The organism is Pseudomonas sp. 478 (genome assembly GCF_003254125.1).
In the GTDB taxonomy this organism is placed as follows: Bacteria; Pseudomonadota; Gammaproteobacteria; order Pseudomonadales; family Pseudomonadaceae; genus Aquipseudomonas.
On the sequence record NZ_QKZG01000002.1, the window covers coordinates 251793 to 275581 of the forward strand.

At 60.6% G+C, this 23789-nt stretch carries 27 protein-coding genes; 12 read left to right on the plus strand and 15 right to left on the minus strand.

Annotated features, from left to right (window positions below; genetic code table 11):
• Positions 1-24: 24 nt before the first annotated feature.
• Positions 25-1458, minus strand: a complete 1434-nt coding sequence (locus DFS28_RS04805) for an amino acid permease (protein ID WP_111448793.1) — start codon at positions 1456-1458, stop codon at positions 25-27.
• 348 nt (positions 1459-1806) lie between these two features.
• On the opposite strand from DFS28_RS04805, the gene DFS28_RS04810 reads away from it, so the two are divergent.
• The 4 genes from DFS28_RS04810 (at position 1807) to DFS28_RS04825 (ending at position 5292) form a co-directional block, all read left to right on the plus strand.
• Positions 1807-3225, plus strand: coding sequence for a PLP-dependent aminotransferase family protein (locus tag DFS28_RS04810; protein WP_111448794.1), 1419 nt, complete (start codon positions 1807-1809; stop codon positions 3223-3225).
• Positions 3226-3229: 4 nt separating this feature from the next.
• On the plus strand, positions 3230-4474 hold the full coding sequence (locus tag DFS28_RS04815) for an FAD-binding oxidoreductase (protein WP_111448795.1): 1245 nt from the start codon (positions 3230-3232) through the stop codon (positions 4472-4474).
• Between the two features lie 28 nt (positions 4475-4502).
• Complete coding sequence (locus tag DFS28_RS04820; RefSeq protein WP_111448796.1) at positions 4503-4853, plus strand: RidA family protein; 351 nt, start codon at positions 4503-4505, stop codon at positions 4851-4853.
• A gap of 121 nt (positions 4854-4974) precedes the next feature.
• Positions 4975-5292, plus strand: coding sequence for a DUF2388 domain-containing protein (locus tag DFS28_RS04825; protein WP_111449117.1), 318 nt, complete (start codon positions 4975-4977; stop codon positions 5290-5292).
• A gap of 52 nt (positions 5293-5344) precedes the next feature.
• Here the strand turns inward: DFS28_RS04825 and DFS28_RS04830 are convergent, their stop codons facing one another.
• Together DFS28_RS04830 and DFS28_RS04835 are read right to left on the minus strand one after the other, a co-directional pair.
• Complete coding sequence (locus DFS28_RS04830; RefSeq protein ID WP_111448797.1) at positions 5345-6277, minus strand: pyridoxal-phosphate dependent enzyme; 933 nt, start codon at positions 6275-6277, stop codon at positions 5345-5347.
• 68 nt (positions 6278-6345) lie between these two features.
• Entirely contained in the window at positions 6346-7137 is a 792-nt protein-coding gene (locus tag DFS28_RS04835; RefSeq protein WP_111448798.1) for an SDR family oxidoreductase, read from the minus strand.
• A 123-nt stretch (positions 7138-7260) separates the two neighbouring features.
• Between DFS28_RS04835 and DFS28_RS04840 the strand changes: the two genes are divergently transcribed.
• Together DFS28_RS04840 and DFS28_RS04845 are read left to right on the plus strand one after the other, a co-directional pair.
• Positions 7261-8208, plus strand: a complete 948-nt coding sequence (locus tag DFS28_RS04840; RefSeq protein ID WP_111448799.1) for a GlxA family transcriptional regulator — start codon at positions 7261-7263, stop codon at positions 8206-8208.
• A 45-nt stretch (positions 8209-8253) separates the two neighbouring features.
• Positions 8254-8913, plus strand: a complete 660-nt coding sequence (locus DFS28_RS04845) for an isoprenylcysteine carboxylmethyltransferase family protein (protein ID WP_008156957.1) — start codon at positions 8254-8256, stop codon at positions 8911-8913.
• A gap of 105 nt (positions 8914-9018) precedes the next feature.
• Here the strand turns inward: DFS28_RS04845 and DFS28_RS04850 are convergent, their stop codons facing one another.
• The 6 genes from DFS28_RS04850 to DFS28_RS04875 form a co-directional block, all read right to left on the minus strand.
• Positions 9019-9687, minus strand: coding sequence for an HAD-IA family hydrolase (locus tag DFS28_RS04850; RefSeq protein ID WP_111448800.1), 669 nt, complete (start codon positions 9685-9687; stop codon positions 9019-9021).
• A 112-nt stretch (positions 9688-9799) separates the two neighbouring features.
• Positions 9800-10012 (minus strand): DUF1059 domain-containing protein, encoded by a 213-nt coding sequence (locus tag DFS28_RS04855; protein WP_008156959.1) that lies wholly within the window; start codon positions 10010-10012, stop codon positions 9800-9802.
• Between the two features lie 162 nt (positions 10013-10174).
• Entirely contained in the window at positions 10175-10582 is a 408-nt protein-coding gene (locus tag DFS28_RS04860; protein ID WP_111448801.1) for a response regulator, read from the minus strand.
• A 181-nt stretch (positions 10583-10763) separates the two neighbouring features.
• Positions 10764-11060, minus strand: a complete 297-nt coding sequence (locus tag DFS28_RS04865; protein ID WP_111448802.1) for a pentapeptide MXKDX repeat protein — start codon at positions 11058-11060, stop codon at positions 10764-10766.
• Positions 11061-11131: 71 nt separating this feature from the next.
• Positions 11132-11917: a molybdopterin-dependent oxidoreductase gene (locus DFS28_RS04870; RefSeq protein WP_111448803.1), complete on the minus strand. Its 786-nt coding sequence runs from the start codon at positions 11915-11917 to the stop codon at positions 11132-11134.
• Entirely contained in the window at positions 11914-12534 is a 621-nt protein-coding gene (locus DFS28_RS04875; protein ID WP_111448804.1) for a cytochrome b/b6 domain-containing protein, read from the minus strand. The genes DFS28_RS04870 and DFS28_RS04875 overlap by 4 nt, the downstream gene beginning before the upstream one ends.
• A gap of 282 nt (positions 12535-12816) precedes the next feature.
• On the opposite strand from DFS28_RS04875, the gene DFS28_RS04880 reads away from it, so the two are divergent.
• Positions 12817-13752 (plus strand): class I SAM-dependent methyltransferase, encoded by a 936-nt coding sequence (locus DFS28_RS04880; RefSeq protein WP_111448805.1) that lies wholly within the window; start codon positions 12817-12819, stop codon positions 13750-13752.
• A gap of 145 nt (positions 13753-13897) precedes the next feature.
• Here the strand turns inward: DFS28_RS04880 and DFS28_RS04885 are convergent, their stop codons facing one another.
• Entirely contained in the window at positions 13898-14671 is a 774-nt protein-coding gene (locus tag DFS28_RS04885) for a helix-turn-helix transcriptional regulator (RefSeq protein ID WP_111448806.1), read from the minus strand.
• Between the two features lie 111 nt (positions 14672-14782).
• On the opposite strand from DFS28_RS04885, the gene DFS28_RS04890 reads away from it, so the two are divergent.
• Both DFS28_RS04890 and DFS28_RS04895 read left to right on the plus strand, forming a co-directional pair.
• Entirely contained in the window at positions 14783-15886 is a 1104-nt protein-coding gene (locus tag DFS28_RS04890; RefSeq protein WP_111448807.1) for a polyamine ABC transporter substrate-binding protein, read from the plus strand.
• 173 nt (positions 15887-16059) lie between these two features.
• The gene (locus DFS28_RS04895) at positions 16060-17190 is read left to right on the plus strand and encodes a P1 family peptidase (RefSeq protein WP_111448808.1); all 1131 of its coding nucleotides are present in this window, start codon (positions 16060-16062) and stop codon (positions 17188-17190) included.
• Positions 17191-17654: 464 nt separating this feature from the next.
• Here the strand turns inward: DFS28_RS04895 and DFS28_RS04900 are convergent, their stop codons facing one another.
• A complete protein-coding gene (locus DFS28_RS04900) occupies positions 17655-18344 on the minus strand; it encodes a GNAT family N-acetyltransferase (protein WP_111448809.1) in 690 nt (229 codons plus the stop codon).
• An 84-nt stretch (positions 18345-18428) separates the two neighbouring features.
• On the minus strand, positions 18429-18998 hold the full coding sequence (locus tag DFS28_RS04905) for a YceI family protein (protein WP_111448810.1): 570 nt from the start codon (positions 18996-18998) through the stop codon (positions 18429-18431).
• 205 nt (positions 18999-19203) lie between these two features.
• Between DFS28_RS04905 and DFS28_RS04910 the strand changes: the two genes are divergently transcribed.
• Positions 19204-19959, plus strand: coding sequence for an SDR family oxidoreductase (locus tag DFS28_RS04910; RefSeq protein WP_111448811.1), 756 nt, complete (start codon positions 19204-19206; stop codon positions 19957-19959).
• A gap of 1 nt (position 19960) precedes the next feature.
• Here the strand turns inward: DFS28_RS04910 and DFS28_RS04915 are convergent, their stop codons facing one another.
• The 3 genes from DFS28_RS04915 to DFS28_RS04925 form a co-directional block, all read right to left on the minus strand.
• Complete coding sequence (locus DFS28_RS04915; RefSeq protein ID WP_111448812.1) at positions 19961-20644, minus strand: phosphoribosyltransferase; 684 nt, start codon at positions 20642-20644, stop codon at positions 19961-19963.
• 123 nt (positions 20645-20767) lie between these two features.
• Complete coding sequence (locus tag DFS28_RS04920; RefSeq protein ID WP_111448813.1) at positions 20768-22111, minus strand: HAMP domain-containing sensor histidine kinase; 1344 nt, start codon at positions 22109-22111, stop codon at positions 20768-20770.
• On the minus strand, positions 22108-22767 hold the full coding sequence (locus tag DFS28_RS04925; protein ID WP_111448814.1) for a response regulator transcription factor: 660 nt from the start codon (positions 22765-22767) through the stop codon (positions 22108-22110). The genes DFS28_RS04920 and DFS28_RS04925 overlap by 4 nt, the downstream gene beginning before the upstream one ends.
• Before the next feature lie 132 nt (positions 22768-22899).
• Here DFS28_RS04925 and DFS28_RS04930 point away from each other — a divergent pair, with 132 nt between their 5' ends.
• Both DFS28_RS04930 and DFS28_RS04935 read left to right on the plus strand, forming a co-directional pair.
• A complete protein-coding gene (locus DFS28_RS04930; RefSeq protein ID WP_111448815.1) occupies positions 22900-23223 on the plus strand; it encodes a PepSY domain-containing protein in 324 nt (107 codons plus the stop codon).
• A gap of 92 nt (positions 23224-23315) precedes the next feature.
• Positions 23316-23786 (plus strand): DUF2271 domain-containing protein, encoded by a 471-nt coding sequence (locus tag DFS28_RS04935; protein ID WP_111448816.1) that lies wholly within the window; start codon positions 23316-23318, stop codon positions 23784-23786.
• Positions 23787-23789 lie beyond the last annotated feature (3 nt).

Sequence of the window (23789 nt, forward strand, 5' to 3'; positions counted from 1 at the left end):
TCCGTGGCTGGATTTCCCTGTGTTTTATGACCGTGTCGACAAACCCGCCAAGATGTCGATGGCACTGACATGCGGTTTGTTGGCCTGTTGGCGTTGGAGCTTGAGCACCAGGTACGCAGCGGAAACCACGCCGAGACTGACGAGGCTGGCGAGGAACTGCGTACGCAAGGAATCCTGGAACGCCATGGCGACCAAAACACCCGCAATCACTGCCACCACAGCATAGGACAGCCATGGGAACAGCCACATTTTCAGGGTCAGTCGGGCCGGCGCGGTGGCTTCTACCTGACGGCGAACCTTGATCTGCGCGAGCGCTACCGCGAGGTACACGAACAGCATCACCGCACCGGACGCGTTGACCAGAAACAGGAACACACCCTCCGGAGAAATGATCGCCGCCATGATGGCGATATAGCCGATCACGCTGCTCAGCAGCACGGCGGCTCTTGGCACTTTGCGGCCGGTGAGGGTCGACAATTTGGCCGGTGCATCGCCGCGCTGACTGAGGCCGAACAGAATCCGCGAAGACACGTACAACCCGGAGTTCAGCGCCGAGAGCACGGCCACCAGCACCACTGCTTGCATGATCATCGCCGCGCCGGGAATGCGCATGACTTCAAGCGCTGCCACGAACGGCGAATGGCCGGCAACGATCTGACCCCAGGGCACCACGCAAACGATCAGGAAAATCGAGCCGACATAGAACGTGATGACCCGGAAAATCACCGAACGGGTCATGTTCGCCACGTTCTTCGAGGGATCGTCGGATTCAGCGGCGGCGATGGTCGCGATTTCCGCACCGCCCACGGCAAAGATCACCGTCGGCACACCGGCCAGAATCGCACTCACCCCGTAAGGCATGAACCCGCGGTCATTCACCAGGTTGCCCAACAGGTCGCTGGTGCTCGGGGCGAAACCGAAGAGGTAGGCGCCGACCACGAAGATAAAGACGATGATCGCGAACACTTTCAATGACGCGAACCAGTATTCAAATTCACCGTAGGACTTCACCGACAGGCAATTGATGGCGGTCATGATCGCCAACAGGCTCAAACCGATCATCCATGCCGGCAACGGTATCCACTGCTGGAGAATGTTGGCGCCGACCACCGCTTCCACCGCCACCACGATCACCCAGAAATACCAGTACAACCAGCCACTGGTGAATCCGACCCAATTGCCCAGGCCAATGCGTGCGTATTCGGTAAAGGAGCCGACGCCGGGTAAGGCCACGGCCATTTCGCCGAGCATGCGCATGACCAGCATCACCACGATGCCGGCAGCGAGATAACTCAGAAACGCCGCCGGTCCAATCGCCTGAATCGTTGCACTACTGCCGACAAACAAGCCTGCACCAATGATCCCGCCGAGGGAAATCATGGTGATATGGCGCTGGCGCAAGGCCCCGCTGAGGCGTTGTTGACCGGGTTTTGTATCGGTTGGGTGGGCGTGGTTCATTGGATGACCTCCGCTTTATTGGGTGGGGTCGATCGACCGGATAATTTCATCGAAGACTTTGCACGAGGGGGACAACACACCGGATACTCTGTGCCGCCCGCGGACAGGCTGAACAGTCGGTGGTGCCGGGACGCCGAGGGCGAACCCGGCTGGAGCGTTTCGTTAGTCATGTGCGTACCCGTTGGGCTGAGCATGGCAGCCATTTTCTTATTGTGTTGCATGACAAGCATTACAACTCACACACTAATCACGGTTTTTTAGCTTGTCAATGGGCTTTGTATCGGATAAAAAGCAATACAAATTTGCTTATTGTCTTGCTACAAGCATGACAAACAGGGATAAAGCACCATGAGTCAATTCGAACAACTGCTGGACGAACTGAAAGCCAACGCGGCTTTGCAGCGCGACAAAGCGGGAACCCTGTACGCCCAATTGGCCGATTCACTGGCTGAGGCGATCGGCAACGGCAAGCTCAAGCCGGGTGAGCGCCTGCCGCCTCATCGCGAGTTCGCCAGTGCGCTGGGGGTGAACATCACCACGGTGACCAAAGCCATGGCCGTGTTGCAGCAGAAAGGTCTGGTGGAAAGCCGTCCGGGGCGTGGCACGCAAGTCGCGCAGCCACGGCATCCGGCCGCCCAATTCCAGTCAGCACCGAGCAATGATCCGGGGGCCGTCGACCTGAGCGTTAACCGCCCGGCCACCGACGGTTTCAATCGGGTGCTGGCGCAGTTGCTGCCGCGTCTTTCCAGCGATCCGCGCTTTGGTGACATGAAGGACTATCACCCGTCCGAAGGCCCGCTTTGGGCCCGTGAGGCCGCCGCGCAATGGTTGCGTCATACCGGCGTCGAGGCTCAGGCCTCGCAAATGCTGATCGTCGAAGGCGCCCAACATGGCATCGCCAATACCTTGCGCAGCCTGACCAACAGCGGCGATACGGTGCTGGCCGACAGCGTGACCTATCAAGGCATCAATGCCTTGTGCCGCTCGTTGGGTCTGATCCTGGTCGGCGTCGATGCCGACGCCCGCGGCATGTCGCCCGAAGCCTTGCGCCTGGCCTGCGCCGAACATCAGCCACGGCTGTTGTTTCTGGTGCCGTCGATCCATAACCCGACCGCCATTACCCTGGACGCCGAGCGCCGCGAAGAACTGGCCGCGGTGATTCGGCAAACCAACCTGCTGGTCATTGAAGACGACGTGTATCGGCCGCTGCTGGATCAATCGCCGCCCGCTTTCGCGGCACTGATGCCGGAGCGCACGATTTATATTTCCGCCCTGTCCAAATGCATCGCGCCGGGGTTGCGCATGGGGTTTGTCATGGCCCCTCAGCCGCTGGTGCAAGACATCGCCGCCATGCAGCGCATCGACTGCTGGAGCACCTCGCCGCTGACGGCGCTGATCGCCACCCGGTTGATCGAGGACGGTCATGCCGACCAACTGGTCTCGGAACAACGCGAAGAACTGCGGATCCGCCAGGCGCTGCTCGCCACTCACCTTGAAGGTCTGGAAGTCCAGCACAGCGCCACTGGCACCCACGCCTGGCTGGTCCTGCCGGAACCCTGGACCGGCTCGCGTTTCGCCCGTCTGTGCCAGGACCGCGGCGTGGTGCTGCTCGCCGGAGGCGCCTTCACCTTGCGTCCGGAGCTCTCACCGCAAGCGGTGCGCATCAACATCTCGGCAGCCCTGTCACGGGAGCAGCTGATCAAAGCCCTGGGGGTTATCAGCCAATTGGCGCGCCAGGGTCATCTTTATATGCACAACCGGATCTGAGGACATGACACAGCCAGTTCATTGCGAAATTGCCGTTATCGGCGCCGGCGTTGTCGGGGTGGCGACCGCCCTCTGGCTACGCCGCCAGGGTTACCAGGTGTTGTTGCTCGAGCGCGACGCGATTGCCTCGGGGGCGTCCTACGGCAATGCCGGCACGCTCGCGCCTTACGGCGTGATGCCGATTGCGCAGCCATCTCTGCTGAAGGCGATTCCGTCGCTGTTGTTTTCGCCGGAGTCGCCCTTCGTCATCAACTGGGCGCGTCTGCCCCGTTTGATGCCTTGGCTGTTGCGGTTTCTCAATGAATGTCGCGCTTCGCGCTGCGAAGCCAACACCCTGGCCCTGACCAAAATACTCGAGCACACCTACAGCGGTTACGCGCCGTTACTGGCCGACTGCCCGCAGGCTGATCAGCATTTGCATCACAACGGTTGCCTCTATGCCTACGGCACCGAACAAGGTTTTGCCGGCGCCCAAGCGGCCATCGAGTTGCGCCGATCCCTGGGCATCGCGCAACAGGTACTGAGTTCGGCCGAAGTGGACCAATTGGAGCCAGCCCTCGCGGGTAAAACGGTGGCGGGCATTCTGTTCCCGGAGTCGTCCCACATGGATGACCCGCGAGCCTTCATTGAAGCGCTGGCCGCGCCGCTGATTACCGAAGGCGCGTTGCGTCAGGCAACGATCACGGGTGTGCAACGGCAGACCGATGGCCTGCACCTGCGCAGCGCCGAAGGTCAGACCTACCGCGCCGACAGGGTTGTGCTGTGCGGCGGCGCCTGGTCGGCGGCGCTGGCACGCCAGGTCGGGGATCACATTCCGCTGGATACCGAGCGCGGTTATCACATCGAATTCGACTTGCCAGACACCTTGCTCAACCGCCCCTGCTGCCCGGTGGAAAGCGCGTTCTACATGACGCCCATGGCCGGCCGCCTGAGGGTGGCGGGCACGGTGGAGCTCGGTTCGATCAACGACCCGGCCAATCCCAAGCGTTTTGAGTATCTGGAACGACACGTGCGCCGCGTCATGGGCCTGACAGAACCGGTCGCGCGCAAATGGCTCGGCTTCCGCCCTTCCCTGCCCGACTCGTTACCGGTCATCGGCCCGTCACCGAATGAACCGCGGCTGATCTACGCCTTCGGTCACCAGCACCTGGGCCTGACGCTGGCCGGGGCAACCGGTCAGTTGGTCGCCGACTGCATCGCCGGCAAGCCCCCCCAATGGCTGGACAGTTTTTCAGTGCAACGCTTCTGAGCGGCGCCATTTCACAGGAGAGCAATTGATGCAAACAATCGAGCGCAAACACACCAACCCACGGATGAGCCAGATCGTTATCCACGGCAACACCGTGTACCTGGCCGGGCAAGTCGGCGAATCGCGCCACAATGTCGCCGACCAGACCCGCGATGCTCTCGCGAGGGTCGATGCCCTGCTCAAGGAAGCCGGTTCGACCCGTCAACAACTTCTGCAAACCACCATCTGGCTCGCCGACATGGCGGACTTTGAGGCGATGAATGCCGTGTGGGATGCCTGGGTACCGGCAGGCCATGCCCCGGCCCGCGCTTGCGGCGAAGCCAAGCTGGCTGATCCGGCGTTATTGGTGGAGATCATCGTGTGTGCAGCGAGGGACTGAGTTTTTTTCAGAGGCAGGCATTGGACTGATCACGCATCGATAGGGAACTCCTGACGACCGCCACGCATCCTAGACTATGAGGTACTTCCTTTTTTGCTTCATGCTTTCCGAGGACACCGTCATGCGCCGTCTGATTATCATCTCTTCCCTTTTGCTGTGTTTACCCTTCGGCTCCGCTATGGCCAAAGTGGATGCGGGCGATGTCGCCACGTCAGCCGGGGTTTCCGCATCGCTGTACTCGACGTTCAAGGACCACAAACTCATGATTCCGGCCCGGGATGACGCCTCCAGCTTCGTCGCCAGTGGCGGCGCGATTCGTGGTGTTTATCTGGAGTCGTACTTAAAGCAGATTCGTCAGGAACATCCCGGCCTCAACGCCAGCGACGAAGACCTGGCCAGAGCAATCCTCGTCCAGGAAGGCGTAGCTGCAGGTCAATAAAGGCTGAGAAAGTAGCGGTGGGGCTCGCGACACCCGGATAGCGTTTGCAGCCCTACCTTGCTTCAGCACTCGTGGATAGTCGCGCCCAACCCGCCACCAGTTGCGCGCTGATGCTCACGCCGCCGCACACCACAATCACTACATCATGGGCCTCGGCAATCGCCGGATGGTCCAGGTAGCCAATCGCCAACGAAACGCCGCACGCCGGTTCGACCAACTGACGCAGGTCATTGGCATAACGCACCACACCCATGATCGCCTCGTCGTCGCTGAGCACGACACATTCATGCGGGAAATCGAGGATGTGCTGCACCGGCCAAGCGGCTACCTGAGCAGCGCCAAGCGAAGTGGCAACGGTGTCGATCCGCGGCAGTCTGACCGGATGCCCGGCAGCGATCGCGGCGGCAAAAGATGCCGCCCCCTGGGTTTCGCAAGCAATGATCCGGCAGTCCATGCGGTCATGGCGAATCAACCCGGTGAGAATGCCCGCCAGCAAACCACCACCCCCTACCGACGTCACCACGGCATCGACCTGAGGACAATCTTCGAGGATTTCATCGACCATCGAGCTGTGCCCTTCCCACAGCACCGGGTGATCGAAGGCAGGCACGTATTCGGTGTCCGCGCCCTGCGCGAGTTCTTTGGCCCGTAGATTGGCTTCGTCCCAGACCTTGCCATGGACGATCACCTCGGCACCGGTTTTCCTGATCCTCGCGCGGGTGGTTTCCGGTGTGGTGTTCGGCACCACAATGCAGGCTTTCAACCCCAGGCTGGCGGCAGCCACGGCGGTGGCGAACCCGGCATTACCGCCGGAAGGACAGACAACTTTGCGTTTGCCCTGCGACTTTGCCTGACTGCACAAAAGACCCATGCCGCGCAATTTGAACGAACCGCTGGGTTGCAGGTTTTCCAGCTTGAGCCAGATCCGCCGGGCCGGCGTCGACAGGCCCGGGTGCAGAATCAGCGGCGTTCTGATGTGAAGCATGGGGGATGCTCCTCAAGGGTGAACGGTCCTTATCCAAGCTTAGTTCACCCTGCCCGGAGGCTACCGATTCAGCGATAACGCGGTGCGGCCGTGGAGTTGCCGAACAGGCCTGAAAGCGTCTGGCGCTGGGCTTCGTAGGCGTCCCACTGGTCGCCTTGGTGCAGGCCCGGAATGGTCACCACTTCGCCTTGCGCCAAGCCAGTCAACGCGGCATCGACCATGTCCTGGGCAGACATCACGATCTCTTGCGGCAGGTTTTCCACCGGGTTGCCGGCCTCGCTCCAGAAGTCGGTGGCGGTGGCACCGGGCAAGACGGCCTGGATCCGAATGCCTTTGTCGGCCAGCTCGCGGTGCATCGATTGGCTCAGGCCGAGGACAAACGCCTTGGTCCCGCCATACACGCCGTTGAGAATTTCCGGGGCGATGGCCACGATCGAGGAGATATTGATCACCGTCCCGGTGCCGCGAGCGACGAAGCCTGGCACCACCGCGTAAGCCAGGCGCATCAAAGCGGTCACGTTGAGGGTGATCATGTCTTCCATGTCATCCACCGGGCTGGCGAGCAGCGGCATGACAGCGCCGACCCCGGCGTTGTTGACCAACAGGGTGATACTGGCGTCAGAGCGTAGAATTTCTTCGACCCGCCGCACGTCGGCCTTGTCTTTCAAATCGGCGGCGACCACTTCCACGGCGCGACCGGTTTCGTTACTCAGGTGGTTGGCCAGGGCGTTCAGTTTCGCCTGGCTGCGGGCGACCAGAATCAGGTCGTAACCTTGCCGGGCGAGACGGTCGGCATACACCGCGCCGATGCCCGAAGAAGCGCCCGTGATCAGTGCGGTGCCTTTGGATGAGAGAGCCATGTCGATTTCCTTCACAGTAAGGCGATAAGGTCGCCGGGTGTGAACCGTTATAAAGGGTCTAACGCTCGTCTCAAATGACGTTTAAAGTACGTTTTTAGGACATGACCTTTTGAGGACATCTCGATGACTTCCGTGGCGTTTGTAGTATTTGAAGGGTTCCAGTCCATGGCGCTGGCGGCCATGCCGGTGTTCGAGTACGCCAACTTCAGCGCTGGCGAAGCGCTTTATGACGTCAGCGTACTGTCCGAAGACGGCCGCACATTGCGCGCTTCCGGTGGGCTGAGCGTCGGCACCGAGGCCTTTGGTGAGCGGGTGTTCGACACGGTGATTGTGGTGGGTGGCGATGCCATCCTCGAGCAGGCACCCGAGGGCGTGCTGACTTACCTGCGCGACAGCGTTAAAACCGCACGGCGCACGGCGTCGATTTGCTCCGGGGCGTTCGTCCTGGCCCAGGCGGGATTGCTCGACGGACGGCGCGCGACCACCCATTGGGCTTATGCTCGGGAGCTGCAAGCGCGATTTCCGTCGATCAAAGTCGAAGAAGACCGCATCTACGTCGTCGACGGTTCGATCTGGACTTCTGCCGGGATGACCGCCGGCATCGACCTGGCGCTGGCCATGGTGGAAAAGGATCACGGCGCCGCACTGGCCCGTTCCGTGGCGCAGAAACTGGTGATGTACCACCGCCGCGCGGGCGGCCAGTCGCAGCACTCGGCGCTGTTGGAACTGGAAGCGAAATCCGACCGTATTCAAACCGTCCTTGGCTATGCGCGAGAACACCTCACCGAGACGTTGTCGGTGGAGCAACTGGCGGACGTCGCGCGCCTCAGCCCTCGGCAATTCAGCCGGGCCTTTCGGGCGGAAACGGGTCAGTCACCGGCCAAAGCCATCGAGAACCTGCGTCTGGAAACGGCACGGCAGATGCTGGAGCGCGGGCGCCTGACCCTCGATCAGATCGCCGAAGAGTCGGGTTTCAGCGACTGTCGCCGCATGCGCGAAGCCTTCCTTCGGGCGTTCGGACAGCCGCCGCAGGTGATTCGGCGTAATGCCAGGGCCGGGTTGAACGCGTGAGGGGCGCCGGGCCTCTAAACTGAACAGAATCAGCATGAGGTGCTTATGAAAATCTCGGCCAAACTGGCGTTTTTCGCCATTGTTTCCACCCTCGCCTACCTTGGGCTCGCGGTGTGGGGGCTTGGCGGGTTCTCGGCGTTTTTCTCTCATGCACCGCTGGTGGTCATCGTGCTTGCCACGTTGGTAATGGCCATCGCGTCCTTGTTCACCGAGGTCAACCTGAGTTCCGGCGAACGTGAAGACCGGGCCAATCGTTGGGTGCTGCCGGCGTTCGGGGTGATTGGTTTATTGAGCGGGTACCTGCCGGCCTACACCGACCGGATCGATTTCTGGACCTTTGGTGGCGAAGGTGTGCGCTGGCTCGGGGCGTTGCTGTTCATCATCGGCGGCACGTTGCGCCTGTGGCCGGTATTTGTGCTGGGCAAGCGTTTCAGTGGGCTGGTGGCGATTCAGCCGGGGCACACGCTGGTCACCGACGGGATTTATCGCACCTTGCGCAACCCCAGTTATCTGGGGCTGATGATCACTGCCGTGGGCTGGGCACTGGCTTTTCGCTCCGGCGTTGGCCTGTTGCTGGCCGCGCTGACGCTAATCCCGCTAATCGCCCGCATTCACTCCGAAGAAGCGCTGTTGAGGACGCAGTTCGGCAGCGAATACGAGGCTTACTGCGCCCGCAGTTGGCGGTTGATTCCTGGGGTTTACTGAAACAACACAACCCCAATGTGGGAGCGAGCCTGCTCGCGATAGCGATCTTTCAGTCACATCAATGCTGAATGTGCTGACGCCATCGCGAGCAGGCTCGCTCCCACATTAGATGTGTTGCAGGCGGACTAGTCCGTCAGGGTCTACTAGCGCGATAACAGAGTCGTAGCTGGCCAATGTAGCGTGCGGAGTCTGGAGCGGATGGTCGTGGGTCGCAGTCACCACGATCAGGCCTGCGCCCGCCGCCTCGGCCGCGAGAATGCCCACGGTGGCATCTTCGAAAATCAGGCAATCGGCCGGTTCAACGCCCAAACGCTTGGCCGCCAGTCGATAGCCCGCGGGATCGGGCTTTCCAGCACTAACGTCTTCGGCAGTGACCATCACCGAAGGCTCTGGAATACCCGCCGCGGCCATCCGCCGCAACGCCAGTGCTTTCGGCGCCGAGGTGACGATCGCCCATTGGTTGGCGGGCAGCGACTTGAGGAAACTCGCCGCGCCGGGCACTTCGATGATCCCCTCGACATCCTCGATTTCCGCCTCGGTGATGAACGCCGCTTCAGCTTCGGCATCCACCCCGGGCAAGGCCAGACGATTGATGGTGTCGATGGCGCGAACGCCATGGATGGTGGGCAGGAATGAGATGACATCGACGCCGTGGCGCAAGGCCCAGGCCGCCCAGATCCGCTCGGCAGCGGCGATGGAATTGAGGACGGTGCCGTCCATATCAAACAGAAAAGCGCGATACGGGGTATTGAAGACAGATTCTTGAGCAGACAAGGGGGAGCTTCCTCTCGCAAGTGCCAGGCGGGTTCGCCGAACAATGTAGCATTTGCGAGGAGCTGCCGAACGCGGCCCGAGCCTTCGGCAACTCCTGCAGAGGATGTCCTTGCTAAGCGGGACGCGGTGCTTCAACAGGCGGGGTGCCGTCGTGAAACATCGTTTTCAGTTGAGCACGCAGTTCCGGTGAGTCGGTGTGCTTGTGAACACTGACCGCATGCTGTGCGGCGGCCTCGAGCAGTTCGTTTTCAGAGTCTGCGGACAGTGCGACCGAGCATTTGGCATCACTTGGAAACTCGCGGCAGTCGATGTATTTACGCGCCATGATCTTCTCCTACCTGCGACGAAAGGCAGGCCGTGGCCTGCGTGAACGATCACTCGACGCGCACCCCAGACATCAAACACGATTGCAGGTCGCACCGAGTGTGCCGACTCTTGAAGTATAGGCCCGCCACAACGCGCATCGTCACAGGCTGTAGGTTTAGTTCTACAGGATACTTTTTGACTTCAAGGCACCTTCCACACAGTCCAGCAACTGCCCGAGCGCCCACGGTTTCTTGATGAATGCCACCGAATGCCTGACCCCGGAGCTTTCCGGCGTTTCAAAACCGGACATGATCATGATCGGTTTTTCGGGCCAGCGGTCGCCAAACAGATTGGCCAGGTCCGCGCCGTTGAGTTTGCCTGGCATGGTGATGTCCGTGAGCAACAAGCTCACCTGTTGTGCATGCAATTCCAGATATTCCGATGCGGCGTCTGCACTGACATGCGGTTCAACCACAAACCCTTCCTCCTGAAGAATTTCGCAAAGAAACTCCAGGATCAACGGGTCGTCCTCAACCACAAGAATCAACCCGCCAGAGAGATGTTCGCCCGCCGTCGATATTGGTCTCATGACTGTGCCACTCCCTGATTGCCAGAATGATTTCGCGGGCTCAAATCCGCTGCTTATCAGGTATGAGCAGCGGACTCGGCGGAAATTCATTTTTGATACAACCGGGCGATGAATCAGGCGCCTATACAGCGCTGTATAGGCGCCTGCAACCAGGGTGTGGCCTTGCAGGAGGGGATTTTGATCAGTACGACGGTGCGTCTTTTTTCATGGTGTCCTTGGACATCGCGTCCTTCTTCATTCCATCCTTGCTCATGGCGTCCTTGGACATGGTGTCTTTCTTCATCGCGTCCTTACTCATGGAATCCTTGGACATGGCGTCCTTTTTCATCGTGTCTTTCTGCATGGCGTCTTTGGACATTGAATCCTTGCTCATGCTGTCGTTGCTCATACCGTTAGTGGTTGTTGCATCGGCGGCAAACACGCTGGCGGCGCCAAACGCCAGGCACATGGACAGTACGGTGGTCGCTAACTTTTTCATGATGGAACTCCTTGAAGCACAGGTTGCGAATGAGCGCAGCAGGCGCTGCGCAGTGAAGTGGCCAGGCGCCATCAGCTGCCACCGAACCAGTTGTAGCCCTGGTCTTCCCAGTAGCCACCCGGATAGGTGTTGGTGACGAAAAGCGCCTGAATATGTTTGGGATTCTTGTAGCCCAGCTTGGTAGGCATGCGCAGCTTCATCGGGAAGCCGTACTGGCGAGGCAGCACCGCGCCGTCATAGGTCAGCGTCAACAAGGTTTGCGAATGCAGTGCGGTGGCCATGTCGATGCTGGTGTAGTAGTCGTCCGCGCATTTGAAGCCGACATATTTGGCATCCGTGTCGGCACCGACTCGCTTCAGGAAGTCGCTGAACCGCACGCCGCCCCACCGCCCTATTGCGCTCCAGCCTTCGACGCAGATGTGTCGGGTAATCTGCTCGGTCAGGGCCATGGCTCGCAGTTCTTCAAGGCGCCAGCTGCGCTTGTCGGCGACCATGCCGGTCACTTCCAGTCGATAACTCTCTTCCTCCACCGTCGGCGCCTCGTCGATGCCGTAGAAGGCATTGAACGGAAATGGCCGGGTGATCATTGACTCGGGATAAGTCGGTGCCAGGGCGTTGGGATTGAACAGCCAGCCCTGCACCCGATCGTTGAACCGGGACATGGAGGACAAGGCGGTTTCGACGCTTTCATTGTCGGTGAGGTTGCAGCCGGACAACATGGCCACGCCGCCGAGGGTCAGGCCGCGCATCAGGAACGAGCGTCGTGAGCGGTCCTCGATCTGCGGGGCGAGAATCTTTCTGGCGTCTGTCAGGATGGACGACTCGTCCAGGCCTGAGCCTTGAATGCGCTTTTTCATACGACCTCCTTGCGACCGACAATCATGGCCCACAACGTTTTGGGAACCAGCGCGACCATCACCAGGTGAACCGCGACAAAGGCCACCAACAGCGACATCGCGATGAAGTGCACGTGCCGCGCGCCTTCGTAACCGCCCAGCAGTTCACGCAATAGCGGAAACTGGACGGACTTCCACAACACCAGCCCGGAAATCACCAGCAGCGTGATGTCGACCATCACGAACAGGTACGCCACCCGTTGCACCTGGTTGTAATGACTCAGATCGGCATGCCCCAATCGGCCCCGCAATGCCGCCCACAGGTCATGCAGGACACCTTTAGGCGAAACCGGGAAAAAGCGCCGTTTCAGACGACCACTGACGAGGTTGATGATCAGGTAGACAAGGCCATTGATGACCAGGAACCACATCGCCGCGAAATGCCATTGCAATGCGCCGCCGAGCCAGCCACCCAAGGTGATCGTTTTGGGAAAACTGAAATCGTACAGCGGGGAAGCGTTATAGATTCGCCAACCGCTGGTCACCATGACCAGCACCGCCAAGGCGTTCAGCCAATGGGTCAGCCGTAGCCAGCGGGGATGGCTGCTGACCGTAGGTGGAGCAGGTAGCTGCGACATGATGGGCTCCTGGCGGTTGATCGTTGGAGCCGATTATGCGAGCCGACAGATCGCCAAATCCTCACGTAAAGTTAAATTAAACGTGATAACTCCCCCCCAATAACCTGTGGGAGTGAGCCTGCTCGCGATGGCGGTAGATCAGTCAATATAAATGTTGAATGTAATGCCGCCATCGTCGGAACGCCGCCCGGAGCCGGCTCGCTCCCACAGTTTTTTGGCGTGGTCCGCCCTTGGCTCAATTGTGTTTAAAATGCCGTCCCCTCAAATTGTCGACCGTACCCGATGAACGCTGAAGCCCTCTCCACGCTGCATGACCATCTGCTGACAGCCCTGGCCACTGTCCCCGCCGAAACCCGCCGGCTGTTCCACGGCCGTGGCCGGTGCTGGCCGGGGCTGGAGCAATTGACCGTCGACTGGTTGCAGGGCGTGGTGCTGGTGTCGCTGTTCAAGGAACCTGAAGCGTCGCAGCTGGAAGCGTTGAAACACAAGCTGATGGACCTCACGCAATCGCCGGCGTGGACGCAATCCGGCGCGCATACGCTCTTGCTGCAACATCGCTACCTGCTGCAAAGCACCACCGAGTGGCTGTTGGGGGACGCGATCGACGAGATGACGATCACCGAGGGTGGCCTGCATTACCGGGTGGACCTGGGCCGCAAACAGAACACCGGCCTGTTCCTCGACATGCGTTACGGCCGCGATTGGGTGCGGGCCAATGCCCAGGGCAAGCGCGTGCTGAATCTGTTCGCCTACACCTGCGGATTCTCGGTAGCGGCCATCGAAGGGGGGGCGACGCACGTGGTCAATCTGGACATGTCCAGCCCGGCCCTGAGCCGTGGTCGCGACAATCACCGGCTCAACGGCCACGACCTGAGCAAGGTGACGTTTCTCGGTCATGACCTGTTCAAATCCTGGGGCAAAGTGATCGGCAAGGGCCCTTACGACCTGGTAATCATCGACCCACCGTCCTTTCAGAAAGGCAGTTTTCTGCTGACCAAGGACTACCAGCGCGTACTGCGCCGACTGCCGGAATTGCTCAGCCCTCAGGGCACGGTGCTGGCGTGCATGAACGATCCGGCGTTTGGTGCGGACTTCCTCATCGACGGCGTCACCCGCGAAGCACCGAGCCTGCGGTTCGAGCAACGGCTGGACAATCCGCCGGAGTTTCCCGATGCCGATGTTGAATGCGGGTTGAAGGCGTTGGTGTTTCGGCAGTAAGTCCGAGTCGCCCCCTTCGCGAGCAAGTCGGATCGCCGCACCGCCGCTCCCACAGGGGATTTGTGAACGACGCAGATCCAATGTGGGAGCGGGCTTGCTCGCGAAGGGGCCTGAAAGCCGATCAATCTCTATCAGATGTACCCAGTCAACGCGGCTGCAACACCAATGCAAACAACTCACCATGCCCATTCACATTGAGCTTGTGATAGAGATTGCGCCGGTGGACCTTCACCGTCTCCGGGGAAATGCCCATCTGCTGGGCGATGGCCTTGCTTGAGAAGCCCTGAAGAATCAGGCGCGCCGTTTCGATTTCCCGCACTGACAGGCGCGCGTCGAAGCGATCCAGCAGGGTCGCCAGATCTCCGGCCACCGCCTCGGTGGCCGGTCCTTCCGGGGGCATCAATTGCAGATGACGGCGCATCGCCGCCAGCACCCAGTCGCGCACGCAAAGCAGGCGCCCCTGTTCCTCAAGCGTGAATCGCGTCGAGCGTCCCAACGACAAACCGAGCACGGCGCCCTCGACGTTGACCATGAACTGCAACTCGTCGCCGCCCACCACGCTGCGGAAGTAGCTCAGGTAGTACTCGCTCTGCTGGAACTGATCGGGGGCCACCGATTCGAGGCTGTGCAAGCCGTCGGCGATACCGGCACAAGCGGCCTGATAAAACGGATCGAGCAGGTACATGCCGGCGCTGTAGTCCGCCAGTTCTTCATGCTCGGCAGCACCGCCCTTTGAGTCGAAATCGATCAGCAGTCGCGGCACCCGCCCGGCCCGCATGACCGCAACCAACGCGTTGTCCATCGGCACCAGCAGCCGCAGCGTGTCGACCAGCGCACGCCAGAACCCGTCCTGCCCCACGGCACCAAATACCCGCGCCAGCCCCTGGTGCACCGGCAACTCTTTCAACAACGCGTCCACGCCCTACCCCTTTCGAGTAACCCATGATGGGAATGGGTGAGTCCACTCCCGGCCGATACGCTGCAAGCACCTGATCATCACCGGCCTGCAGCAGGCCAGGAGTGCCGCATCATGAGTCGTCACCGCTCGCATTTCAATCTTGGACTGGGCGCCTGTCTGTCGGTCTCGCTATCGGCGGTTGCCGCCGACGGCCCGACGGTTCACGTCTACAACTGGTATGACTACATAGGTCCCACGACCCTGCAGGATTTCAAGCGTGACACCGGGATCGCACCGGTCTACGACACCTTCGACAGCGCCGAAGTGCTGGAGGGCAAATTGCTCACCAGCCGCAGCGGATACGACGTGGTGGTGGCCAGCAACTTCAGCTTGCCGACCCTGATCAAGGCCGGCGCCCTTGCACCTCTGCCCCACGCTCAGATGCCCGACTTCAAAAACATGGACGCTGACCTGCTGGCGAAACTGGCCCACAACGATCCGGGCAACCAGTACGCCGTGCCGTATCTGTGGGGCACCAACGGCATCGGCTACAACATCGACAAGGTCCGCGCCGCGCTGGGCGACAAGGCGCCGGTGGATTCCTGGGACCTGGTGTTCAACGAAGCGAACCTGGCCAAGCTCGGTCAGTGTGGCGTGGCCATGCTCGACTCGCCGGCCGAGATGCTGCCGGTCGCCCTGCACTACCTCGGTCTGCCACCCAACAGCACCAACCCCGAAGACTACAAAAAGGCCGAGGCACTGCTGCTCAAGCTGCGTCCGCACATTGCCTACTTCAACTCGTCCAAGTTCATCAGCGACCTGGCCAACGGCAACATCTGCGTGGCGGTGGGTTGGTCCGGCGCGATGCTGGAAGCCAAGAACACTGCCGAGCAGGCGAACAACGGCGTGAAGATCGCCTACAGCTTGCCGAAGGAAGGCGCGCCGGTGTGGTTCGACACGCTGGTATTGCTCAAGGATGCGCCGCACCCGGAACAGGGTTTGGCCTTCATCGACTACCTGATGCGCCCTGAAGTCATCGCGCCGGTCAGTGATCACCTCTCCTACCCCAACGGCAACCGCAGCGCGACGCCACTGGTGGCCGAAGCGACCCGCAACAATCCGGCCGTGTATCCGTCCGCCGAAGCCATGGCCACGTTATTCACCCTTCAGCCTTTGCCACCCGCCACCGAGCGCGTGCGGACGCGGATCTGGAGCAAAGTCAAAAACGGCCAGTAACTCCGGATACCCGTCAGCCAAACGCAATCCAATGTGGGAGCGGGCCTGCTCGCGATGAGGCCATCACCTTTAACACTGATGGCGACTGACCCAACGCTATCGCGAGCAAGCCCGCTCCCACAGGTTTCGCGCCCAACCTGGCCCACTTTTTCTGCCATGAGATGAGAGAAACGATGAAACCACGTGCCCGCGACCTGAACATCCAGTTCGGCCAACTGCAACCCGGTCCGCTCAACGCCATCACCGATGTGCCCGGCGTACGGGTCGGCCACAGCAATGTGCGAGGACGCACGGCGAACGGCCGTGACATCCTGACCGGCGTCACCGTGATCGAACCGCGTGCCGGTTCCACCAGCCTGCAACCGTGCTTTGCCGGCGTCCATGTGCTCAATGGCAACGGTGATGCGACCGGTCTTGAGTGGATTCGCGAAGCAGGCCTTTTGACCAGCCCGATCGCCTTCACCAACACCCACAGCCTGGGTGTGGTGCGCGATGCGCTGGTGACGCTGGATCGCCAGAACCAGCCCGATGACGGGCGACTCTACTGGAACATGCCAGTGGTGCTGGAAACCTTTGACGGTCTGCTCAACGACATCAACGGTTTCCATGTGAAGCCTGAACATGTGGCCGAAGCCCTGCGCACGGCGGTGGGCGGTCCGGTGATCGAAGGCGCCGTCGGCGGCGGCAGCGGCATGATCTGCCACGAATTCAAGGGCGGAATCGGTACCGCTTCGCGGCGTCTGAACAGTGCTCAGGGCGGCTGGACCGTCGGCGCCATCGTCCAGGCCAACCACGGCATCCGCAACGAACTGCGCGTCGACGGTTATCCGGTCGGGCGTTACATGGAAAAGGCCGACTCGCCGTTCCTCAAGGCGTCCTTGCCGCATCCGGGCATGGGCTCGATCGTCGTCTGCCTGGCCACCGATGCACCGTTGCTGCCGCACCAGTGCACGCGCCTCGCGCAGCGCGCCAGCCTCGGCCTGGCCCGCACCGGCGGCGGTAATGAAGACCACAGCGGAGACATCTTCATCGCCTTCGCCACCGGCAACCAGCACGTGCCGCCGGCCGCTTACGAGAGCAAGCGTGCGCCGACCACCGACAACCTGAGCATGGTCAACAACGACCATATCAGCGAGTTGTTCCTGGCCGCCACCGAGGCGGTGGAGGAAGCGATCATCAATGCCTTGCTGGCCTCCGACACCGCCGAGGGCAATGGCCATGCGGTGCCGGGACTGGACGCCGGGACGCTGCTCAATGCCTTGCGCCGGGCCGGGTGGCCAGGGGATTCGACTAGCGGTACTTGAGCGCCAACCCCCAACTTTCTACGATGATTCTACGCAGCCGCTTGTTGACTCAAGCCGTTGCGTAAGTGGTGAGTGAAATGAACCCCTACCAAGCTCACCACTTGTTTCATGCGCATCTTGAGCCTCGAGGGCTCTTCTTCCTCCCCATCAAAGAGCTTTGAGGCTCTTTTTTATCTGCACGATTTCCAGACAAGAAAAAGCCCGGCATTTGGCCGTAATACTGTTCACTTAAGCGCGTTCTTGGATCGTGCGTACCTCTGTGGCGAGCGAGCTTGCTCGCGCTGGGCTGCGTAGCGGCCCCAAAAATCTGACAATCATTGCCGATTTTTGTGAGTGCTACGCACTCAAGCGGGAGCAAGCTCCCTCGCCACAGGTTTCTCCGATTCAAGAACGCGCTTAAGTGAACAGCATTGGGCATTTTGCCGGGCTTTGCGCTATCTAAAAGACAACAAAAATCCCCACAGTTAACCGAGTTCACCCAGGCGCTCGCGGACAAATTCATTGGCTTTGCGCGTCATCTGGTCCAGATGCCGGTCACGCTGTTTTTCCGCATCGAGCATCGCGCGCTTGCCGTGTTTTTGCAGCAGGTACGTATGAATCTGCCGTACCTCCAGCGAGCTGTAGATCGGCGCCACGTCCAGCAGAGCCATCAAGCCGTCGCTGCCGTGATCACGGGTGTTCATCAGCACTTGAGTCGCGCGAACGCCCACCACCTGAAACCCCATGGCCTCAAAATACGGCACCTTGGCCACCGCGCACGTCAGTTCGGCATGCGGGTAGCGGCCGACCATTTCCTGCAGCATCCGCCGGGCAATACCTTGGCGCCGATGGCTGGCACTCACCGCCATATACGCGACACCGCATGCATCGGGATCGTCCTTGACCGGCAGGTACAGCAGGAAGCCGATGACCTTCTCGGGGTCGTCTTCGTCGGTCGCGACGAGCAACTCCACCGCAATCCCTTTCGCCCCGTTCAACGCCTCCAGATAGAGGTGAACCTCGTAGCCGATCGCGTACTGGTACACGTTGTACAACAGGTTGCTCGGCCCGATAGCGACCATGCTGATGTCGGTCAGGTAATCGACCACCATCTGCAGGATCTGGCTATTGATGTGCTCGGGGCACGGGGTTTTGAAATGGGTGATCTGGGGCATTCGTGGCTCTGGCTCTGGGGCGGACGTGAAGAGTGTGTTCGCGGGCGTGCCTATCATAACCGACGCCACGCACGCCTGGCCGAGTTACCGCTGCGGCGCAACCATCCGAAACCGGATATTGATCTTGTCGGAGACAACACCGTCGGCCCATTCGCCTTCACCGATTTTGAAGTCGCTGCGCTTGAGCGTTAACTGCCCATCGAAAATCCCGATGGCGTTCTCGGCCTTCAAGAGTACCGGCACCTCCACTTCATGGGTGATACCCCTGAGCGTGAGTTTGCCGGTGATCAAGTAACGGTTGTTGCCCAGCACTTTCACGCCGGTCGATTCAAACGTCGCCACTGGATACGTTGCCGTGTCGAACCAGGCTGGTTTTTGCAGTTCGCTGTTGGCGTCGCTGCTTCCGGCGTCGATGCTGTCGAGCTGGATGGTGAGCGCGGCCCGGCCTGCCGACGGGTGCGCCGTGTCGAAATCAAGCGTGGCCTCGAACTTGTGGAACGTACCGTACACCCGCGAAGAGAACTGTTTATACGTGAAGGAAATCGTACTGGCGGTTTCATTGACCTGCGTGTATTCGACCGCCTGGACACAAGGCAACGCGCCGAATGCAAGGGCGGCCACCAGCACGGCGCAGGTCGGGAATCGGTGTTTCATGGGGCTCTCCGGTTGGGCTCCCGTCATGAGCTGAGGTGCCGCACACGTGAGCCAGCGATAGGTGGACTAAAGCAAACAAACGCCGTTAATTCCACCTGCCCTTCAGACTTCGACCACCTGTCGGCCCACGCCAATGGCCGCCCCGATAGGACCGCTGCCAGGGTGTTTAATGACAGTCCCAACACACCGCATCGGGAGACCGGCCATGAAATTCGTCATCATCGGAGGAAGCGGGCTGATCGGCAGCAAAGTCTGCAAGAACCTACAGGATCTGGGGCATGAAGTCATATCAGCGTCACCGAGTACCGGCATCAACGTCATCACCGGCGAAGGCCTGGCGGACGCGCTCAAGGGCGCCGACGTGGTAGTCGACGTGGCCAACTCCCCCTCATTCGAGGATCACGCGGCGCTGCATTTCTTTGAGACTGCCGGGCATAACCTGTTCGCTGCCGAGAAGGTTGCCGGCACCAAACACCATGTTGCCCTGTCCGTCGTGGGCACCGAGCGGATGCTCGACAGTGGTTACTTCCGGGCCAAAATGGCCCAGGAAAAACTCATCAAGGCCTCGGGCGTTCCCTATACCATCCTGCGGGCCACGCAGTTCTTCGAATTCATTGGTGCCATTGCTTACTCGGGTCGCGAGGACGGCAACACCATCCATTTATCCTCCGCCGCCCTGCAACCGGTGGCCTCGGTGGATGTCGCGGCCGCGCTGACGGCTATCGCTCAACAAGCGCCGATCAATCAGACCGTGGAAGTGGCAGGTCCCGATCGCCGCCCCATCGTCGAGTTCGTGAGTGAGTACCTGAAACACACCAACGACCCGCGCGAAGCCGTCCCGGATGACACGGTTCCTTACTTCGGCGCCCCGATCAATGACAAGTCCCTCACCCCCGGCGATAACCCTATTGTTGGAGCGACCCGGTTTGAAGACTGGCTAGAGACCGCGCATCCCTCTTGAGTCAACAGTGCTGAGCGGCGCTGGACTCTCGCTGCCACGCCCGCTGCAACAGCTTGATGACCTCGGCATCCGCGGTCTGGGTAAAGTCCATGTACCAACGGCTGATCGACATCAGCCAGTCGGGAATGATCGGGCATATCAGCTCATCCACCTCACTGCGCAGCGCTTCCGCCGTCTCAATCGGCGCCACCGGCACGGCGACGACGATGCGAGACGGCGCTTGCGCACGCACCGCGTGGATCGCCGCCAACATCGAGGCGCCTGTCGCCAGGCCGTCGTCGATCAGGATCACCACCTGATCCTTGAGTTGCACAGGCGCGCGTGCTCCCCGGTAAACCTTCTCGCGGCGTAACAGCTCCCGGGTTTCCCGTGCGACCACGTCATCGAACGTGGCCGGGTCAATCGGGTGAACCCGAAGTGCGTGTTCATTGAGAATTTGGATGCCGCCGCTGGCGATGGCACCCATGGCGAACTCTTGATGAGACGGAACACCCAGCTTGCGCACCAGCATCAGGTCCAGACGAACGTCCAGTGCAGCGGCCACTTCATAGGCCACCGGCACACCGCCACGGGGCAAGGCGAGGATGATGACATCGGGGCGATGCGCGTATTTGAGCAGCGGTTCCACCAGACGTCGCCCGGCAGCGGCTCGGTCCTGCAGAATGGTGGGTGATGAGGGACTCATTTGAAAACCTCCTCAGGCGATCACGCCTGTCGGTTCGCATCACACGGTCACTCATGGATTGTCGATCTGACGGTGGCTGACATCAAGCTTGGCCATAACGCGCCTGCCCTTTATCAAGTGCCCTCAGCCTTCGACATTCGCCGCGAGCGCAAACCAGATGCAGACTTCGAATCCATCCGTTCGACCTGTCACCGGCGAGAGCAGCCGTATTCTCGCGTTGACACCCTGCACAATGGTTTTGGCAATCGCCAACCCCAATCCCGACCCGCTGGTTTCACTGTTACCCCGCACAAAGCGCTCGGTAAGGCGCCGCAACACCGGCTCGGGCACCGCCGGGCCACCATTGACCACCCGCAGCATCGCTTGATCGGTGAGACTGACTTCGACCGGTTGATCCGCGGCGCCATACTTGAGCGCGTTCTCGATCAGGTTGCGCAACAGGATGGCGAAGGCGTCCGGATCAATCGCCGAATACACACTGGCCTGGGTTGGCAGGTGCAACTCGATCCGGTGCCCACTGTTGTGGTTCCACTCATCGACCACATGGGCCAGCAACGGAATGAGGTCCTGAGGCGTTTCGGACAACAGCCCCCCCCCCTCGGCCTTGGCCAGTTGCATGAGTTTTTCCGAGAGCCGCGTCAGTTCGCGCAACGAGTTTTCGATTTTAGCCGCGCGTAACCGCAACGGGCCTTCGGGCGCTTCGTGATGCAAACGCTGGACCTGCGCCAGGGTCGCGGCCAGTGGCGTGCGCAGTTCATGGGCGCTGTTGGCCGTAAAGCTGCGCTCGGCCTCCAAAGCTTTGCGCAAGCGCTCCAGCAGATGATTGACCGCCTCAGCCAGCGGGCCGATTTCAGCTGGCAATCGCGCCACGTTGATCGGCGACAGATCACCCACGCCGCGCGCCTCCACGGCACGCCGATAGGCCAATACACTGCGCAGGCTGAGGCGTACAAACATCCAGGTGCCAAACAGGCTGATGGGAATCAGCGCCAGCAATGGCAACAACAAGGCAAGCAACGCTTCCCGCGCGGCTTCACGGCGATGTTTCAGAGGTTCGGCGATTTCGATGAACACCGTCTCACGCAGCGCACTGGCGCCATACAGACGATATTTTTTAGTGGTTGAAAAGCCTTCGACCGGTTGTTTGTTGAAGATCTTCGGGTTGGCGTCGTGGGACTGCATCAGGATCTCGCCCTTGGCATCGCGCACCAGATACGTCAGGTATTCATTGTGCATTTTCAGGGTGGCGACATGTTGTGCCTCACTGGGATTTTCTCGGTTGCTGATTTCCAGCACAGCCAAGGGCAAGATGCGCTGCGCAGTCTCTTCCAGCGCACTGTCGAACGCCTCGTTCAATTCATGTTGCACCACCAGCCAGGCGCCGACGGTCGCCGCCAGCCAAAGCAAGGTCGTGCCCAACGTCAACCCCAGGCCGAGACGTTTTTGCAGGCTTGACGGCGGCTTCATGCGGACATCAACCGATAGCCCATGCCGCGCACGGTTTCAATCAGGTCGCGCCCGAGTTTTTTACGCAGACGGCTGATATAGACCTCGATGGTATTGCTCTCGATTTCGGCACCGAAGGCATACAACCGTTCTTCCAGCTGCGACTTGGACAGCAACGCGCTGGGGCGCTGCACAAACGCCTCGAACAGCGCCCACTCCCGCGCGGTGAGATCCACCGTCGCACCGGCCCGCAGCACCGTACGGGCACTCATGTCGATCTGCAAATCACCGAGCTTGATCTGCGGATTGGGATTGCCGCTATAACGCCGAGCCACCGCCGCCACACGGGCCGAGAGCTCAAACAGGTCGAACGGTTTGACCAGGTAGTCGTCGGCGCCCGCGTTGAGGCCAGCGATACGATCGGAAATCTGATCCTGGGCCGTCAGGATAATCACCGGGGTCACGTCCCCTGCCGAGCGTTGCTGACGCAAAAAATCCAGCCCACGACCGTCCGGGAGCATCAGGTCCAGCAGGATCAGGTCGTAAGGCGTGGTGCGTACGCTGTTGCGCGCATGGTCCAGGCGCTGCACCCAATCGACTGCGTGGCCGTCATCGGCGATCTGTTCGCGCACCGCCTCCCCCAACCCTTGTGCGTCCTCGACCAATAAAACCCGCATCTGGCACCTCCTGTGATGGTTGTCGTGCAGCACCTTAATCGCCTTATCTGACGTGAACCTGAAGATTCAGCTGGTTGTCAGGAATGCACCTTAGGGTATGCCACAGACGCCGACCTCGGCAGGAGACAGATCATGAAATCAGGTTTTATTGCCCATGCCGCGCTGTTGAGTCTGCTGCTCAGCGGCTATGCCCTGGCCGATGACGACTGCAGCGACCCGGTGAGCGACTGGCAACCGCGCGAAACCTTGCGTCAGCAGGTAGAGCGGCAGTACGGCTGGAGCGTGCAGCGAATCAAGGTCGACGACGGTTGTTACGAGCTCAAGGGGTTGGACCGCAAAGGCAATGCCATCGAAGCCAGCTATTCACCGGCATCGCTGCGCCTGCACACACTCGAGATCCATTTCCGGGACGACGGCGATGCCCGGGACTACCTCGGCACTCCGCTCAGCGAATGACGCCTCACCTGTCGATGAGTTTTTCCTGCGCTTCAGGTTGCTGTCAGCAAGCAGGTCCAGGCTCTCGACCTAACGATCAAAAGGACACCGCCATGAAAAAGATCATCGCAGCAACCTGCCTCGTCGGCGCCATTGCCCTGCCGGGGCTGGCCCAGGCCCGTGAAGTGACCTTGACCACACAGCTCAAGGACTACAGCGGCAATGATGCCTACCTGGCGATCTACGTCACCGACGCCAATGGCCAATACCAGAAAACCCTCTGGGTGGCCGGCAAGAAGGCCAAGTACTACAAGCACCTGGGCGACTGGGCCCGTGGCAGCGGGATGAACCCAAGCGAGTTTGACGGGGTCAGCGGCGCCAGTGTCGGCAGTGGGCGCACGCTCAAAGTCAGCGTCGAACTGGCAGACACCCTGATTGATGCCGGGTATCAGATCCGCATCGACAGCGCCGTCGAGGACAAACGTGACGCCCGCGCCGATGTCAGCGTGCCCCTGACGTCCAAGGGCGCAGGCAAGCCGGCGACCGGCAGTACCTACGTCGACTCCTTTACTTACGATCTGTAGCAC

Excerpts from the sequence above, each read along its gene's own strand:
- DFS28_RS04810 (WP_111448794.1), top strand. The coding sequence starts at position 1,807 with ATGAGTCAATTCGAACAACTGCTGGACGAACTGAAAGCCAACGCGGCT.
- DFS28_RS04820 (WP_111448796.1), top strand. The coding sequence starts at position 4,503 with ATGCAAACAATCGAGCGCAAACACACCAACCCACGGATGAGCCAGATC.
- DFS28_RS04890 (WP_111448807.1), top strand. The coding sequence starts at position 14,783 with ATGAGTCGTCACCGCTCGCATTTCAATCTTGGACTGGGCGCCTGTCTG.
- DFS28_RS04870 (WP_111448803.1), bottom strand. The coding sequence starts at position 11,917 with ATGAAAAAGCGCATTCAAGGCTCAGGCCTGGACGAGTCGTCCATCCTG.
- DFS28_RS04935 (WP_111448816.1), top strand. The coding sequence starts at position 23,316 with ATGAAAAAGATCATCGCAGCAACCTGCCTCGTCGGCGCCATTGCCCTG.
- DFS28_RS04930 (WP_111448815.1), top strand. The coding sequence starts at position 22,900 with ATGAAATCAGGTTTTATTGCCCATGCCGCGCTGTTGAGTCTGCTGCTC.
- DFS28_RS04845 (WP_008156957.1), top strand. The coding sequence starts at position 8,254 with ATGAAAATCTCGGCCAAACTGGCGTTTTTCGCCATTGTTTCCACCCTC.
- DFS28_RS04855 (WP_008156959.1), bottom strand. The coding sequence starts at position 10,012 with ATGGCGCGTAAATACATCGACTGCCGCGAGTTTCCAAGTGATGCCAAA.
- DFS28_RS04915 (WP_111448812.1), bottom strand. The coding sequence starts at position 20,644 with ATGAGTCCCTCATCACCCACCATTCTGCAGGACCGAGCCGCTGCCGGG.
- DFS28_RS04925 (WP_111448814.1), bottom strand. The coding sequence starts at position 22,767 with ATGCGGGTTTTATTGGTCGAGGACGCACAAGGGTTGGGGGAGGCGGTG.
- DFS28_RS04805 (WP_111448793.1), bottom strand. The coding sequence starts at position 1,458 with ATGAACCACGCCCACCCAACCGATACAAAACCCGGTCAACAACGCCTC.
- DFS28_RS04840 (WP_111448799.1), top strand. The coding sequence starts at position 7,261 with ATGACTTCCGTGGCGTTTGTAGTATTTGAAGGGTTCCAGTCCATGGCG.
- DFS28_RS04920 (WP_111448813.1), bottom strand. The coding sequence starts at position 22,111 with ATGAAGCCGCCGTCAAGCCTGCAAAAACGTCTCGGCCTGGGGTTGACG.
- DFS28_RS04860 (WP_111448801.1), bottom strand. The coding sequence starts at position 10,582 with ATGAGACCAATATCGACGGCGGGCGAACATCTCTCTGGCGGGTTGATT.
- DFS28_RS04900 (WP_111448809.1), bottom strand. The coding sequence starts at position 18,344 with ATGCCCCAGATCACCCATTTCAAAACCCCGTGCCCCGAGCACATCAAT.
- DFS28_RS04830 (WP_111448797.1), bottom strand. The coding sequence starts at position 6,277 with ATGCTTCACATCAGAACGCCGCTGATTCTGCACCCGGGCCTGTCGACG.
- DFS28_RS04815 (WP_111448795.1), top strand. The coding sequence starts at position 3,230 with ATGACACAGCCAGTTCATTGCGAAATTGCCGTTATCGGCGCCGGCGTT.
- DFS28_RS04825 (WP_111449117.1), top strand. The coding sequence starts at position 4,975 with ATGCGCCGTCTGATTATCATCTCTTCCCTTTTGCTGTGTTTACCCTTC.
- DFS28_RS04875 (WP_111448804.1), bottom strand. The coding sequence starts at position 12,534 with ATGTCGCAGCTACCTGCTCCACCTACGGTCAGCAGCCATCCCCGCTGG.
- DFS28_RS04910 (WP_111448811.1), top strand. The coding sequence starts at position 19,204 with ATGAAATTCGTCATCATCGGAGGAAGCGGGCTGATCGGCAGCAAAGTC.
- DFS28_RS04835 (WP_111448798.1), bottom strand. The coding sequence starts at position 7,137 with ATGGCTCTCTCATCCAAAGGCACCGCACTGATCACGGGCGCTTCTTCG.
- DFS28_RS04880 (WP_111448805.1), top strand. The coding sequence starts at position 12,817 with ATGAACGCTGAAGCCCTCTCCACGCTGCATGACCATCTGCTGACAGCC.
- DFS28_RS04895 (WP_111448808.1), top strand. The coding sequence starts at position 16,060 with ATGAAACCACGTGCCCGCGACCTGAACATCCAGTTCGGCCAACTGCAA.
- DFS28_RS04865 (WP_111448802.1), bottom strand. The coding sequence starts at position 11,060 with ATGAAAAAGTTAGCGACCACCGTACTGTCCATGTGCCTGGCGTTTGGC.
- DFS28_RS04905 (WP_111448810.1), bottom strand. The coding sequence starts at position 18,998 with ATGAAACACCGATTCCCGACCTGCGCCGTGCTGGTGGCCGCCCTTGCA.